A 14,688-nucleotide genomic window follows, 5' to 3' on the forward strand; every position below is an offset into this window, starting at 1 on the left:
GTGAGGTCTTCTTTAAGTGGGAAATTATGTCGTTTTCAGATGCATCTGCGGCAGTGTCTGCCGTGCCAGTATTGCAGAGGTCTGTCGTACTGGTGGTTGATGACTCCGCGACTAGTCGCGTTGTGCTCGAGAGGCAATTGATCAAACTGGATTGTCAGGTATTGACTGCTAGTGACGGTGTGACGGCTTTGGCTGCGGTAGATCAGGGGGGGATTGATCTGGTTTTGCTGGATTGTCAGATGCCGGACATGAGCGGCTATGATGTTGTGCGCCGGATTCGTCAGGCCGAGGCTGCTGCAGGTCAGATGCAATATCTTCCTGTCGTGGCCATTTCCGGTGACACCGATGTGGTACATCGTCAGCGATGTATCGACAGTGGTATGGATGCAGTACTGATCAAGCCATTACAGCCGCAAGTATTGCAATCACTGCTAACGGTATGGCGCCGTGACGGCAGCCCTGATGATACGCACAACAGTTGGTATCATACCAGCCTGAACGCAACGCAGGAGCGTCCGCACATTGATCTGCGTGAACTGTATCGTTCCACCTCACTGGAAGACTTGACCCGGCTCACCGCCAGCGTGAGTGACAGGAACTACATCAGGCTGGCCAGGCTGACACACAGAATGAAAGGTGCGGCGCTTGCGGTCGGTGCCAGTGATATTGTGTCAGTACTGGACAGGATTGACGCCGATGCCATCATCGCCACATCCGATAACGCGCATCAAGCCATTCTTGCGCAGATCAGGCTTGATGTCCTGTTGTCTCACTTGCAGACTCAGTTGACGGCAATCTAGTCTGGCCGAGTGGGGCCGAAGAGCCCTTTGCGATGCATCTCCTGTCGAGGTGATCGCTAGAAACGCCTCACTCAGGCACCAACCCAGGGTAGGCCTGCCTTGCACCATCCTTCTACATTTTTACGATGCCCTTGGGCATCCTTGTTTCCCTCAAATCCTTCCAGAATATCGTAGCAGGCTGCATAACCGCTTTCGGTTGCCAGTTTCGCGGCGTGGCGCGAGCGTACACCGGAGCGACACAGAAACAGCAGAGTAGTCTGCTGCTCAGCCACCGCAGCCAGTTGTTCCAGGAATTGCGGGTTTGGCGACCCTTCGGGATACAGATTCCACTGAACAGCCACATGTTGTGGTGCTGCAATGTCGACTTGTCCAACCCAGTCGCGTTCCGCTTTGGTTCGCACATCCACCAGCCTGACGCCCTTGTCGGCTTGCAGCAGGGCAAAAGCTTCCTGCGGTGTGACTGCCCCCGCATAGGGTAGTTGTCCTTGTTGGGCACGCTGCTGTGCCAGATGGAGAATGTCGCTGGAGCTTGTCATGGATGGTTCCGGATCGTTGATCAAAGAGAATCAAAATATAAACGTAAAAGTAAAAATAAAGAAACGCACCAATTTAATGCATTCCTGAAAAAAAGCATTTATTTAGTGCAAAAAATACCTTTTGCACCAATATGGATGAACTTGCGATGTAATATGGGGGCTTCCTAAAGCCGTCAAGATCAAATACTCCCTAAAATATCTCACGGTCAACCGCATGCACTCGTCGGTGGCATGGAATCTGCTATCATCGCTGACTGAGTTCTGGCGCACTATCTGTTGTCATTGTTGTACACACTAAGTCGCACGTAGTCGGCTCAATACCAAATATTGTACAAATTTATACTACTTCCTCGTTTTAGGAGATTCGCATGGCAAGGACGGCCGCAGAGGTTTTGAAGTTGGTAAAAGACAATGAAGTCAAGTTCGTTGATTTCCGTTTTGCTGACACCCGGGGCAAGGAGCAACACGTTACTGTTCCTGTTTCCCACTTTGACATCGACAAGTTTGAATCCGGTCATGCATTTGACGGTTCATCGATCGCTGGTTGGAAGGGTATCGAAGCGTCGGACATGTTGCTCATCCCCGATCCAAATACCGCCAACATCGACCCGTTCATGGAAGAAACCACATTGTTCATGCAATGTGACGTGATCGAGCCGTCCGATGGCAAGGGTTACGACCGTGACCCACGCTCCATCGCCAAGCGCGCTGAAGCCTACCTGAAGTCCTCCGGCCTGGGCGATACAGCCTACTTTGGTCCAGAACCAGAATTTTTCATTTTTGATGGCGTGCGTTGGGGCGCTGACATGTCCGGTTCTTTCGTCAAGATCGACTCGGAAGAAGCTTCCTGGAGCACCGGTGCCAAGCTCGAAGGCGGCAACACTGGCCATCGTCCTACCGTCAAGGGCGGCTATTTCCCGGTTCCCCCAGTCGACAGCTTCCAGGACATGCGTTCGGAAATGTCGCTGATCCTCGAATCCCTGGGTATCCCGGTTGAAGTGCACCACCACGAAGTGGCTGGCGCAGGTCAAAACGAACTGGGCACCAAATTCTCGACACTGGTTGAGCGCGCTGACTGGACCCAGACACTGAAATACGTCATCTGGAACGTTGCTCACACCTATGGCAAGACTGCAACCTTCATGCCGAAGCCACTGGTTGGCGATAACGGTTCCGGTATGCACGTTCACCAATCGGTCTGGAAAGACGGCAAGAACCTGTTCGCAGGCGACGGCTATGCTGGTCTGTCCGAGTTCGCACTGTTCTACATCGGCGGTATCATCAAGCACGCCAAGGCACTCAACGCGATCACCAACCCAGGTACCAACTCCTACAAGCGTCTGGTTCCAGGTTTTGAAGCACCAGTGAAGCTGGCTTACTCGGCACGTAACCGTTCGGCATCGATCCGTATTCCTCACGTTGCGAATCCTAAGGGCCGTCGTATCGAAACCCGTTTCCCAGATCCACTGGCAAACCCATACCTGTGCTTCTCGGCACTGCTGATGGCAGGTCTGGACGGCGTGCAAAACAAGATCCATCCGGGCGAAGCTGCTTCCAAGGATCTGTACCATCTGCCACCAGAAGAAGACAAGCTGATCCCAACCGTCTGTGCATCGCTGGAAGAAGCGCTGGATGCACTGAACAAGGATCGCGAATTCCTGACCCGTGGCGGTGTGTTCACCGACAGCATGATTGATGCCTATCTGGACCTGAAGGGCCAGGAAGTGCAACGCTATCGCATGACCACACATCCGATCGAATTCGACATGTACTACTCGCTGTAATCGTCGGTCGAGACTGGAGAAAAAAGGGAAGCTTGCTTCCCTTTTTTTATACCAGTCTTTGCAGCAGGCTTGCCCGGTTCTTGCTAGTACAGGAGGATGCCGGCAAGTGTGTACGGTACCGATGAACCGGTTGGAATACAAAGCATGAAAACTACGCTACCTTCCCTTGAGGGCCTTGATCTGCTGGCATCGGCGGTCATCATTCTGGATGCCGACGGTGGCATCGTCTATGCCAATGCCGCGGCAGAAAATCTGCTTGAGAGTTCCTTCAAGGTACTGTCACAGCAAAAGCTCAGTGAACTGTTCGTCAATGGTGAGGAGCTTGCTACGCTGTTTTATCAGGCCGTCGCGCATCAGTTCGCCGACAAGCGTCTTGATCTCGCCCTGGAGCGCAGTGGACGTGAGCCGTTACAGGTGCATACCATTGTCACGCCTTTGCACAGCCCGGACACGCCGGTATTGCTGGAGCTGCGTGAAAACGTGCAGCAACTCAAACTCGATCGCGAAGAGCGTCTGCTTGATCAGAGTCAGGCCAACAAGGAACTCATCCGTAATCTCGCGCATGAAATCAAGAATCCGCTGGGTGGTATCCGTGGCGCCGCGCAGTTGCTGGAACTGGAGTTGCCTGAACGTCACCTGAAGGAGCTGCGCGAATATACCCAGGTCATCATTAAAGAGGCTGATCGCCTGCAAACGCTGGTAGATCGCTTGCTGGCACCGCATCGCCGCCCGCATATCGTGGGTGACGTCAATATCCATGAAGTCTGCGAGCGGGTACGCAGTCTGGTATTGGCAGAGTTTCCGAATGGCCTCACGATTCGGCGTGACTACGATTTGTCGATTCCTGAATTTCGTGGTGACAAAGAACAATTGATACAAGCCCTGCTCAACATCGTACATAACGCCGCACAGGCATTGGCAGAGAGGATTCGCGCTGGTGATGCCGAGTTGACTTTGCAGACCCGTGTCACCCGTCAGGTGACGCTGGCCAAGGTGCGTTATCGCCTGGCACTAGACTTGCATATCATCGACAACGGGCCCGGCATCGCTCCCGAAATTCAGGACCGCATCTTCTATCCTCTGGTATCAGGCAGAGAAGGAGGAAGTGGTCTGGGACTGACGTTGGCACAGACTTTCGTACAACAACACATGGGGGTGATTGAATGCGAAAGTCGGCCTGGGTGTACGGACTTCAGAATTTTGATTCCGCTACCCTGATTATTTGTCATCAAGCTTGTGGGTCAATCAAGGCGTAGGCCTCAAGCGATTAACCAAAACGCCGCAATGCGTAACAACATGCAGGAAACCACAAGACTATGAAACCGATCTGGATTGTTGACGACGACGAATCGATACGCTGGGTATTGGAGAAGGCCCTTGCGCGCGAAAATCTCGCCACGCAAAGTTTTTCCAGCGCACGTGACGCCCTGCAGGCTCTGCAGACGGATACGCCGCAAGTATTGGTTTCCGACATTCGTATGCCCGGCGCATCCGGCCTCGAATTGCTGCAAACCGTGAAGGCCCGTCACCCGGGCATTCCTGTCATTATCATCACTGCCTTCTCGGATCTGGATTCGGCAGTTTCGGCATTTCAGGGTGGGGCTTTTGAATATCTGGCCAAGCCGTTTGATGTGGACAAGGCAGTCGAACTGATTCGCCGTGCCCTCGAAGAAAGCCTGCGCGAAGCCGATGTCGAGCAATCCGCCGCCAATACGCCGGAAATTCTCGGTCAGGCGCCAGCCATGCAGGATGTGTTTCGTGCCATTGGCCGCTTGTCGCAGTCGAATGTCACGGTGCTTATTACGGGGGAGTCCGGTTCTGGCAAGGAGTTGGTCGCACGTGCGTTGCATAAACACAGCCCGCGTGCCTCGCAACCATTCGTCGCGCTCAACACGGCCGCAATTCCAAAAGATTTGCTTGAGTCGGAATTGTTTGGGCATGAGCGGGGCGCCTTTACCGGTGCACAGGCGATGCGTCGCGGTCGCTTCGAACAGGCTGAAGGCGGTACCTTATTCCTCGATGAAATTGGGGACATGCCGCTGGATTTGCAGACGCGCCTGTTGCGGGTGCTGTCGGATGGTCACTTCTATCGCGTCGGTGGTCATCAGTCGCTCAAGGCGAATGTGCGCGTGATTGCCGCGACGCACCAGAATCTTGAGCAACGTGTGCGTGAAGGCTTGTTCCGGGAAGATTTGTATCATCGCTTGAACGTGATTCGTCTACGCTTGCCTAGCTTGCGCGAACGTAGCGAAGACATTCCGATTCTGGCGCGCCATTTCCTGACCCAAAGTGCACGTCAACTCGGTGTTGATGCCAAGCGTCTGTCACCGCAGGCAATGCAGTTCCTGTCGCAGCTGGAGTTGCCAGGCAACGTCCGCCAGCTGGAAAACCTTTGCAACTGGATCACCGTGATGGCACCAGGGCAGACAGTCGAGGTCAAGGATCTGCCGCAAGAACTGGTGGAGCAGCGTAACGCTGCGTTGCAGGCGACGACGGCACCCTTGGTATCAACGCCGTTGTTGGTGGGGGATGTCGCCTCGGCAGCAACCGTACACCAAGAAGCTGGTGGTGAGCACAGCTGGGTCAGTTTGCTGGAAGTGGAGGCAGCCCGGATGTTGTCCTCTGAGCGCCCGGAGGTGATGGATCTTCTGGGGCGGCAGTTTGAGGCAGCGGTAATCAAAATCGCACTCAAGCATACCCATGGTCGCAAGAACGACGCTGCAGTGCGCCTTGGTATCGGACGCAATACGATCACCCGCAAGATTCAGGAGCTGGGTATTGGCGGTGCCGAAGAAGACTGACAAACCATCGTGAGTCATGATGGGTGTAAAAAGGCCGGCCGATTTAAGGCTGGCCTTCTCGTATGTTTTTCTAGTCGGAGATATCGATATGTGCCGGCTCCAGGCCCTTCAGGCGGCGTTCATGCATCGCGTGATAAGCCGACTCGATATGCCGGGTGAACTTACTGCTGTCAAACAATGGATAGCTCAGTCGATTTGTCGACAACCGAAGTTTGAAACTGGCGAGCAGTTCAGAATTGGACGCCAGCTGGATTGCCAGTGCTGCATATTCTTCGTTGCTGGTCGTAATTAGTTCTGGCAGACCAATCGCTGTCAATAGACTGGCAGCGACCCGGCTGGCGAAAGTATTTCCCTGTTTGGTAAGCACTGGCAAGCCGGCCCATAAAGCATCGCTGGCGGTGGTATGGGCGTTGTAGTTGAACGTATCCAGGAACAGATCGGCCTGACGATGACGCGCCAGATGCAAGGGGGCATCGAGCCGGGGAGCGAAAACGAGACGCTCAGCATTAATCCCGCGATCGCCAGCAGCAACACGTAATGTCGATGTGACACCTGGCGTATCTTCGAACAGCCACAGGACACTGCCGGGCACTTGATCCAATAATCGCATCCAGATATCAAAACAATCCGGAGTGATTTTATAACTGCTATTGAAGCAGGCAAAGACAAAACCTTGCTCCGGTAGGCCTAGCTCAGCTCGGCTGAAGATGTTGTCCGCAATCTTGCGTGTGCGGTCATTGACCTGGTATGAATGTGGCAGGCGGACAATTTTTTCTGAATAAAAACGACTCAATTCCGGAGGAATCACTGTTGCATCGGCAATGATGTAATCCATATAAGGCGCGCCGACCGTTCCAGGATAACCCAGGTAACTGACCTGAAGCGGTGCCGCGCCATGCGCAAAGATACCCATTCGGCTTTGGGTCGTATACCCCTTTAGATCAACGGCAATGTCAATGCCAAGAGAGCGCGACAGGGCGACGATCTCCTGGTCGCTTTTTTCTCTGACATCAATGAATTGATCTACTGCAGTGGTAATGCGTTGGCGTGCGCTGTCTTCAGAGGGCGCACCAAAAGAAAAGGCAATGATCTCAAAGCGTGTGCGGTCATGCAGTTCAAACAGCTCCATGATCAGATGTGCAGTTGCATGTTGATGCAGATCAGCCGAAAAATAAGCGATTTTGATCCTGCTGCCTCTTGTCGCCGTTGGCCATGCGGTGCTATCGCGCTTGTCTGGATAGAGGGCTTGTGTATACCGTTGAGCGCATTGCATTTCGATCAGCGGATCGTCCGTGGTTGCCAATACAGCGAAGGGTTCGGCAGTATTGAAGTTCTCAGCGATCAATGAATGCAGTTTGGCGACGTTACTGGTGTAATCGCGCCAGTCGCACAACAGTAATTTGCAATGGACCCAATTCCCATATAACCAGTCCTGATCTGGTTGCACGGTGAGCGCCTGTTCATAGGCAACCAATGCTTCGTCATAACGTCTTTGCAGGGAGAGACTCCAGCCTTTCTGTAGCCATCCCGAGGCAGATTGTGGTTGCAGGGTGATCGCTTGCTCAAACGATGTCAACGCTTCCTGGGAGTGCTGCATTGCCATCTGGACCGCGCCTTTCGACATCCAGATGTCGGCGTCCGAGGGGGATATTGCCAACGCTTTATCCAAGGCGGTCAACGCCGCCTCATACCATCGCAATGCATAAAATACGTTACCACTTTCCTTCCATGCATCCGCCTGCGATGGATCAATTTCCAGGGCTTTGTTATACGCGGCCAAAGCGTCGGTATAGCGCTCCAGTCTGCGCAGTGCGACGCCATAGTTGAACCAGGTCTCTGCCAGAGCAGGGTTCAGCGAGAGCGCTTTTTCATAGGCGCCGACGGCTGCCTGGTAACCTTCCAGTTTGGCCAGTGCTGCGCCGCTGTTAGACCATGATTCAGCATGGTCAGGTACCAATGCGAGCGCCTTGTCGTAAGCGGCGAGGGCATCCTGGTAACGCGCCATTTTGTAGAGGACAGTGCCGTAATTGACCCACGCCTTGGGGAATCGTGGTTCCAAAGCGAATACTTTTTCATAGCAGCTCAGGGCCTCTTCGTAGCGTCCGAGATTCGTGAGCGAGACACCGTAGTTGAGCCAGGCTTCAACATGTCCGGGAGCTAGCTGGACGGCTTTTCTATGATGGGCGATTGCATCCTCGTCCTTGCCAACCTCGAGCAAGGCCTTGGCCAGATTGAAATGGAGGAAGTTGTTGTTGGCTTCAATGCTGATGGCTTTGCGAAACAGCTTGATGGCCTCTTGCTGATCATTGCGCATGGCCTTGATGACACCCAGAATATGCAGGGCATCGAAGTTCTTGGCATGCATTTGCAAGATTTTCAGCAGAATCGGTTCGGCAGCATCCGGATTGCCTTGTTCAAAATATTGAAAGGCCTGGCCCAGCAAGGCATTGATTTGAGGATTCATCGGTCTATTCGGCGGCAGATATTTATATCGGTAGTGGCGGCATGACGTCTAACTGGCGGCAAAAAAGCTAGATCCGCGTCTATTCAGTGCAGGATTATATAGGGTGGCAGCATCCAATTCGACTCGGGAGACGTTGATTGAGTCGACTACTGTGTTGATTGAGATTTGGCGTCGTTACCACATTGAGCGGTGGACGAACGGTGGACAAGAGGGGGAGGCGATGACGGTGGTAAAGCTGGGGCCAGTCATCAGGTCATCAGGTCGGCAGGGCTGAGCCTGCCGACGCAGCTGGTATCACCCAGGGTGGGTTAACGTATTTTCAGGCGGTAGCGTGCTGCCAGCGAAGCAAGCAGGCTGAGCGCCGCACCGACGATGACGAAAAAGCTGACCGACAGCTTGTTGCCGGTTGCCTGGATCAGCCAGGTGATGATCAGACCGGCAAAGCCACCAAAGATCATGACAGCGATGTTATAGCTTAGTGACATACCGGTGCCGCGGGTTTGCACCGGAAAGACATCGGCCAGCAATGCAGGCAGGGCTGCGAAGTACATGGTCATCAGAATGCCGATGGCAATCTGCAGCAGAAGCAGATTGATAAAGCTTGGCGAGCCAGTCAAAAACACGAACATCGGATAAGTGAATAACAGGTACATCGCGCTACTGAAAATCAGAAATGGCGTGCGGCCATGTTTATCCGAGAGTTCGCCCACAAATGGCGATGCTACTGCCATGATCAGACCGGAAACCAGGGTCGCCACGTAGGATGACCATGCGGGCATGCCTAATTGCTTGATCGCATAGGTTGGCATATAGAGGGCAAGATAAACGGAGACGGTTGCCATGATCACGCAGCCAGTGCCAATCAGCAGGCGCTCCTTTTGCTCCCGAAAGGTGTCAGCGAGTGGTGTTGCAGTGCGTTCCGCGGTAGCAAATTCTGGCGATTCCTCCAGGCTGCGGCGAATGTACAGACCTGCGGGGCCAATCAGCAGACCGAACAGGAACGGCAGGCGCCAACCCCAGGAGTGCAGTTGATCGGGCGTCAGCAGACCATTGAGGCCGGCACCGAAGGCGGCGGCCATCATCAGGCTCAAGCCCTGACTGGCAACCTGCCAGCTGGAGAAAAAACCACGACGATGTGGTGCATGCTCAACCAGAAATGCGGTGGAGCTGCCGAATTCTCCTCCGGCCGAAAAACCCTGTATCAGACGTGCCAATACGATCCCAGCTGGTGCCCAGAGTCCAATGCTGGCATAGGTTGGCATGAAGGCGATCAACGCGGTACCCAGCGTCATCAACGCAATCGACAGCGTCAATGCTGCCTTTCGACCGACGCGGTCGGAATACGCACCGAGTATGACTGCACCCAGCGGCCGCATGAAAAATGACACGCCGAAGGTGGCAAAGGTCAGCAGCAGCGAGACCGTATCGTTATCAGTCGGGAAAAACAGTTTGGCGATCACGACCGCAAAGGCACCATAAATCAAGACATCAAACCACTCCAATGCGTTGCCGATCGAAGACGAGATGACAGCACGCCAGGTTTGGGGGTGCAGCTTTTGTACTGCGCTGCTGCTGATTGCCGCTGAACCATTATTCATTTGTTCTCCCGGTATTGAAGTAGGGGTAAGTGCGAGGTCACTGTTTTGATGAGAATATGTCCCCTGAATCTTTGCTTCGTGTTGGTACTGAGACTGCGAATGCTCTAATGCACCAACATGAAGAGCGATGAGCATACGTGCAGGTATGCAACACTGTCAATTGTGCACTGCAATTTTGGTGCCATGGTTGCAGAACAGTGGAAGTGAGGGTATCGGCGGCAAGAGCAGTCGGTAAATGACATTTTTGTCATTCAAATGTCATGTTTTCTGCCAGTGCGTCTGGCTAGACTGAAGTTTTACTCATTTCTATCAGGCGACCATGAATTCATCTCTCCGGAAGTTGTTGCGCACCAGTAGCCTCTCCATGCTGGTCATGTTGGCTGGCAGCTTGACTGCTGGCATTGCCTCGGCGCAAATGCCGCCAGCCAGTATCCGTGGTGCACTGCTGGCTGTGAACGGCGATACCTTGTTGGTCAAGCCCAATATGGGCCAGGAGTTGAGTGTCAAACTGGATAAGGATGCGCGCGTCATTGCAGTGGTCAGTGCCAGTATTGAAGATATCAAGCCGGGAAGTTACATCGGCACTGCTGCCATTCCACAAGCGGACGGTTCGCAGAAGGCGCTGGAGGTACATATTTTCCCGCCGGCAATGGCTGGAACTGGTGATGGTCACCGCCCCTTTGATCTGGCCCCCAATAGCACCATGACCAATGGCAGCGTGGGTGACGTCGTCGCCAGCAGTGGGCGCACGCTGACCTTGAAGTACAACGGTGGTGAAAAGAAGATTCTCATACCCGAGAATGTGCCTATCGTCCGTTTTGAACCGGCGGAGCCTGCCTTGTTGGTGGTGGGTGCCAAGGTCATTGTCCGTGCCCGCAAAGAAACGAACGGCAGTTTCACAGCCGTATCCGTCATTGTTGGCAAGAATGGGGTGACGCCCCCCATGTAACCATGACGGGGCAGGGCTACTTGTATTGCCTACCTGTTCTGAGAGGTGTTCGGGATACAGGTGATGTCATCGCTGTCGTCCCTTTCAAACGGCGTCAACATGAAGCCGGCGTTTTCTTCAGAAAACTGAGTACTTGACTTCCGGCAGCATAGCGTCGTCGATAGTTTTCGCAGACTGCCCAGCCAGACCGTCAGTCGGGTCATGGTATCGATGTCGATACCGGGTCGCTGCAGTAAAGTGTCGACGATGTCAGAGTGAGAGTAATAGCGAGCGATTACCAATGCCGATCGGCCCCAGTGATCTTTTGCATTGATATCGCATAGCATGTCTTCGCATAGCAATTTGAAGCTAGCATGACTGCCATTGGCGGCGGCGAGCATTAGCGGGGTGTGGCTAGCGTCGTCAGTGGCGTTCAGATTGATTTTTTTGCACTTAAGCAACAGCCTTACAGCAGCATCGCGATCGTAATACGCAGCGTAATGCAGGGCGGTCGCTCGACTGTTGGTGACGCTGTCGACATTGACAAATGGGCACTTGAGCAAGCGGTCGACTTCCCGTGTGTCATTTACTTTGCAAGCGATAATCAGGGGCGTGCATCCATACTGATCGGTGGAATTGGTACGGCGGAACTGTGCGAGACAAGGTTCGCATGGTGCGGGGATCGGTAATGTCTGCTGCGACGCAGCTTCGATGTGGGTACTGTTCACCCCGGTGATACTAGATCCGACTTTGCTCCCTGTTGGAGATTTTTCCTTGCAATTATTTTGAAGATGACTGGTATTTGTTTGAGATGTTCCTTGAATTTTTGATGTATTCATATCGAATAAATTCGTGAAAACATCACTTTTACCGCGCGGAACCTGTTCGGCGCCTGCAAATTTCGCACATTTTTACGTAAGGCTCGGGGTAAAACTCAGCGTGATTCTTTTAGCTTTCGCCATAGGGTAGTTCTGCTGATGCCGAGGTAGTCCGCTGCTGCTGCCCGGTTGCCGGCAAATCGGGTCATTACCTCTTCGATGGAAAGAGGAGTTATCGAGCTGGTCTCGGATCGAGGGATGGTGGTCTCGGATGCAGGTGCCGCTGCAGCAGCCTGTAGCTCCGGTGCGATTTTCAGCATCAGATTCGGCGTCAAAGCCTGTAACGGTTCGGCTGCGAGAAATAGTGCCAGTCGTTCCATCAGATTGCGTAGTTCTCGCACATTTCCTGGCCATTGGTAGGCTGCCAGCAATGGCATGCAGCGCAGGATTTCGGCATGCAGATTGGCGTGCGGACGGATATCCATCGCTGCCAGCGCATGTTTGAGACACCATTCGGCCAGTGGCACCAGATCTTCCGGCCGCTCTCGCAGAGGGGGCAGCGTCATGCGCAATACACTGAGGCGATAAAACAGATCAGCCCGGAAGCGGCCTTCCTTGACGCGACTATCGAGGTCACAATGGGTAGCGCTGACGATGCGGACATTGACTGGAATCGGACGTGTACCGCCGACGCGCACCACTTCCCGTTCTTCCAGTACGCGCAGCAAACGGGTTTGCAGTGGCAATGGCATTTCGCCTATTTCATCCAGAAACAGCGTGCCATGATGCGCGGCTTCAAACAGACCGGCCCGACCACCGCGGCGTGAGCCGGTAAATGCACCTTCCTCATAACCAAACAGTTCTGACTCCAACAACGATTCGGCCAGTGCGCCGCAATTGACGGCGACAAACGGACGCTGCCCTTGTGCCTTGCCCTGCAGATGCGGATGGGCACGGTGGATTGCTTGCGCCGCCAACTCCTTGCCGGTACCTGTCTCGCCTTGAATCAACACGGTCGCAGGTGATTTGGCAAACAGTGTGATGGAGTGGCGTAGCGCTTCCATGGCGGCGGAATCACCACGCAGATCGTTGATGTGATGGCGCGCTCGGAGACTGTCGGCGACCGGATAGCTGCGTGTGCGGTTTGATTCGAGCTGGGTCAGACGCGCCATTTCCAGCGCATCGTCGAAGGCTTGTCGGATCGATTCGGATGAATACACAAAAATTCCTGCCAGACCGGCTTCCTCGGCCAGATCGGTGATTAGTCCGGCACCGACAATGGCCTTGATACCTGCCGATTTGAGCTCATTGATCTGCGCACGGGCATCTTCTTCGGTAGCGTAGGTCCGCTGCACAATATTCAGATCGAAGGTGCTCTGAAATTCACCCAATGCTGGCATGGTTTCCTGATACGTGATCAGGGCAATGTCGGGCGAGATTTTGCGCGCCCGGGCCAGCGCCTGCATGACATCAAAGCCGCTGGCGCGGGCGATGATGACGGGTACCGATAGACGGCTCTTCAGGTACGCCGCGTTCGAGCCGGCGGCAATGACGGCGTCACAGCGTTCGTTCTCCAGCCGCTCGCGAATATGGCGTACTGCATCTTCAAAGCCCAGTGGAATCGGTTCGATATCGGCGCGATTGTCGTATTCCAGTGTGATGTCACGAAACAGTTCGAACAGACGTGAGACGGATACCGTCCAGATCACGGGTTTGTCATTGTTGTCGCGGGCTTCACGCGGGTAGCCGGGGGAGCGTTTCATGTGATTGACGGTGTTTCATTTAGATGTTTCAAATGTTTCAAATGTAACATGGAAGCGAAAATGAAACGTACATCAGTAGTGCATAGGGAACAGCTTTTTGTTTTTGGTATATTTTTAAGTAATTGATTAAATTGATTTTTATTGTCTTATTCAAGTTTTTTTTGAGGTGGGGATGGCCCTTGTGTCGGGCTGGCACGCGCATTGCAATAAGCTCTGGCATGCACCCTGCTGAAACAACTCGCAAAGGAAAAATTCATGAGTACAGCTTCCCGCACCACCAAACAAATTCTGCGCGACAAGGTCAATGCCCGGCGTGGCCTGCTGGTACCAGGCGCATTCAATGCGCTGTCGGCGCGGGTGATTGCCGACCTTGGTTTTGAGGCGCTCTACATCACCGGTGCGGGCGTGACGAATATGTATTTCGGCATGCCTGACCAGGGCTTCATCGGACTCAATGAGCTAGCCGACCATACCGCCCGGATTCGCGATGCGGTCGATATTCCGCTCATCGTTGATGCCGACACTGGCTTTGGCAATGCCCTCAATGTGCGTCACACCATCCGGTCGCTGGAGCGTGCCGGTGCCGATGCGGTACAACTGGAAGATCAGGTCTCGCCCAAGCGCTGCGGTCACTTCAACGGTAAGGAAGTGATTTCCTGTGCCGAAATGGTAGGCAAGATCCACGCCGCCGTGGATGCCCGCAGCAACGACGGCATGCTGATCATGGCGCGTACCGATGCGCGCAGTGTGCATGGTTTTGAGGATGCGCTGGAGCGTGCTGCACGCTATAGCGAAGCGGGTGCCGACATCCTGTTCGTTGAAGCCACCGAGACTGCCGACGAAATCCGGCGTCTGCCACAGGCGCTGGACAAGCCACAACTGGTCAATCTGGTCATTGGTGGCAAAACACCGATTTTCAGCGCCGATGAACTGGGTGATCTGGGTTACGGCATTGTGCTGTACGCCAACGCCGCGTTGCAGGGCGCTGTAGCCGGTATGCAAAAGGCATTGACCGTGTTGCGCGATAGTCATCGGCTGGATGAAGATCCACAACTGGTCACACCATTCGCGGAGCGTCAACGTCTGGTCAACAAGCCATTCTTTGACCAGCTGGAAAAGAAATACGCCGATAAGTAAGCTGATAAATAAGCTGATCACCAAGTACATCACCCAACATATTCATTCAGGAGACCCTC

The 14,688-nt window shown here is 53.9% G+C and carries 11 protein-coding genes; 6 read left to right on the forward strand and 5 right to left on the reverse strand.

Annotated features, from left to right (window positions below):
- Positions 1-26: 26 nt before the first annotated feature.
- Positions 27-800 (forward strand): response regulator, encoded by a 774-nt coding sequence (locus FHW66_RS12975; protein ID WP_183380231.1) that lies wholly within the window; start codon positions 27-29, stop codon positions 798-800.
- A gap of 71 nt (positions 801-871) precedes the next feature.
- On the opposite strand, the gene FHW66_RS12980 is transcribed toward FHW66_RS12975, so the two are convergent.
- The gene (locus tag FHW66_RS12980) at positions 872-1,336 is read right to left on the reverse strand and encodes a rhodanese-like domain-containing protein (RefSeq protein ID WP_183380232.1); all 465 of its coding nucleotides are present in this window, start codon (positions 1,334-1,336) and stop codon (positions 872-874) included.
- Positions 1,337-1,704: 368 nt separating this feature from the next.
- Between FHW66_RS12980 and glnA the strand changes: the two genes are divergently transcribed.
- The 3 genes from glnA (at position 1,705) to ntrC (ending at position 5,921) form a co-directional block, all read left to right on the forward strand.
- Complete coding sequence (gene glnA, locus FHW66_RS12985; protein ID WP_183380233.1) at positions 1,705-3,120, forward strand: type I glutamate--ammonia ligase; 1,416 nt, start codon at positions 1,705-1,707, stop codon at positions 3,118-3,120.
- Between the two features lie 144 nt (positions 3,121-3,264).
- Positions 3,265-4,338: a nitrogen regulation protein NR(II) gene (glnL, locus tag FHW66_RS12990; RefSeq protein WP_183380234.1), complete on the forward strand. Its 1,074-nt coding sequence runs from the start codon at positions 3,265-3,267 to the stop codon at positions 4,336-4,338.
- Positions 4,339-4,436: 98 nt separating this feature from the next.
- Complete coding sequence (gene ntrC, locus FHW66_RS12995) at positions 4,437-5,921, forward strand: nitrogen regulation protein NR(I) (protein ID WP_183380235.1); 1,485 nt, start codon at positions 4,437-4,439, stop codon at positions 5,919-5,921.
- A gap of 70 nt (positions 5,922-5,991) precedes the next feature.
- Here ntrC and FHW66_RS13000 read toward each other — a convergent pair whose 3' ends face one another.
- Both FHW66_RS13000 and FHW66_RS13005 read right to left on the reverse strand, forming a co-directional pair.
- Positions 5,992-8,385: a glycosyltransferase family 41 protein gene (locus FHW66_RS13000; RefSeq protein ID WP_183380236.1), complete on the reverse strand. Its 2,394-nt coding sequence runs from the start codon at positions 8,383-8,385 to the stop codon at positions 5,992-5,994.
- A gap of 308 nt (positions 8,386-8,693) precedes the next feature.
- The gene (locus FHW66_RS13005; protein WP_183380237.1) at positions 8,694-9,983 is read right to left on the reverse strand and encodes an MFS transporter; all 1,290 of its coding nucleotides are present in this window, start codon (positions 9,981-9,983) and stop codon (positions 8,694-8,696) included.
- Between the two features lie 319 nt (positions 9,984-10,302).
- Here FHW66_RS13005 and FHW66_RS13010 point away from each other — a divergent pair, with 319 nt between their 5' ends.
- Positions 10,303-10,932 carry a hypothetical protein gene (locus FHW66_RS13010; protein ID WP_183380238.1) on the forward strand — a complete coding sequence of 210 codons (630 nt, stop codon included), beginning with the start codon at positions 10,303-10,305 and terminating at the stop codon, positions 10,930-10,932.
- 29 nt (positions 10,933-10,961) lie between these two features.
- Here the strand turns inward: FHW66_RS13010 and FHW66_RS13015 are convergent, their stop codons facing one another.
- The gene (locus FHW66_RS13015; protein WP_183380239.1) at positions 10,962-11,750 is read right to left on the reverse strand and encodes an ankyrin repeat domain-containing protein; all 789 of its coding nucleotides are present in this window, start codon (positions 11,748-11,750) and stop codon (positions 10,962-10,964) included.
- A 95-nt stretch (positions 11,751-11,845) separates the two neighbouring features.
- Complete coding sequence (gene prpR, locus FHW66_RS13020; protein WP_183380240.1) at positions 11,846-13,492, reverse strand: propionate catabolism operon regulatory protein PrpR; 1,647 nt, start codon at positions 13,490-13,492, stop codon at positions 11,846-11,848.
- Between the two features lie 255 nt (positions 13,493-13,747).
- On the opposite strand from prpR, the gene FHW66_RS13025 reads away from it, so the two are divergent.
- Positions 13,748-14,629, forward strand: a complete 882-nt coding sequence (locus FHW66_RS13025; RefSeq protein WP_183380241.1) for an oxaloacetate decarboxylase — start codon at positions 13,748-13,750, stop codon at positions 14,627-14,629.
- Positions 14,630-14,688: the final 59 nt, after the last annotated feature.

Origin of the sequence: Herbaspirillum sp. Sphag64 (assembly GCF_014192645.1) — a bacterium.
In the GTDB taxonomy this organism is placed as follows: domain Bacteria; phylum Pseudomonadota; class Gammaproteobacteria; order Burkholderiales; family Burkholderiaceae_D; genus Herbaspirillum.

What these genes read in the sequence shown, in the direction of transcription:
- FHW66_RS13025 (WP_183380241.1), top strand. Translation starts at nt 13,748, where the DNA reads ATGAGTACAGCTTCCCGCACCACCAAACAAATTCTGCGCGACAAGGTC.
- FHW66_RS12980 (WP_183380232.1), bottom strand. Translation starts at nt 1,336, where the DNA reads ATGACAAGCTCCAGCGACATTCTCCATCTGGCACAGCAGCGTGCCCAA.
- glnA (WP_183380233.1), top strand. Translation starts at nt 1,705, where the DNA reads ATGGCAAGGACGGCCGCAGAGGTTTTGAAGTTGGTAAAAGACAATGAA.
- FHW66_RS13010 (WP_183380238.1), top strand. Translation starts at nt 10,303, where the DNA reads ATGAATTCATCTCTCCGGAAGTTGTTGCGCACCAGTAGCCTCTCCATG.
- ntrC (WP_183380235.1), top strand. Translation starts at nt 4,437, where the DNA reads ATGAAACCGATCTGGATTGTTGACGACGACGAATCGATACGCTGGGTA.
- glnL (WP_183380234.1), top strand. Translation starts at nt 3,265, where the DNA reads ATGAAAACTACGCTACCTTCCCTTGAGGGCCTTGATCTGCTGGCATCG.
- prpR (WP_183380240.1), bottom strand. Translation starts at nt 13,492, where the DNA reads ATGAAACGCTCCCCCGGCTACCCGCGTGAAGCCCGCGACAACAATGAC.
- FHW66_RS13000 (WP_183380236.1), bottom strand. Translation starts at nt 8,385, where the DNA reads ATGAATCCTCAAATCAATGCCTTGCTGGGCCAGGCCTTTCAATATTTT.
- FHW66_RS12975 (WP_183380231.1), top strand. Translation starts at nt 27, where the DNA reads ATGTCGTTTTCAGATGCATCTGCGGCAGTGTCTGCCGTGCCAGTATTG.
- FHW66_RS13005 (WP_183380237.1), bottom strand. Translation starts at nt 9,983, where the DNA reads ATGAATAATGGTTCAGCGGCAATCAGCAGCAGCGCAGTACAAAAGCTG.
- FHW66_RS13015 (WP_183380239.1), bottom strand. Translation starts at nt 11,750, where the DNA reads ATGAATACATCAAAAATTCAAGGAACATCTCAAACAAATACCAGTCAT.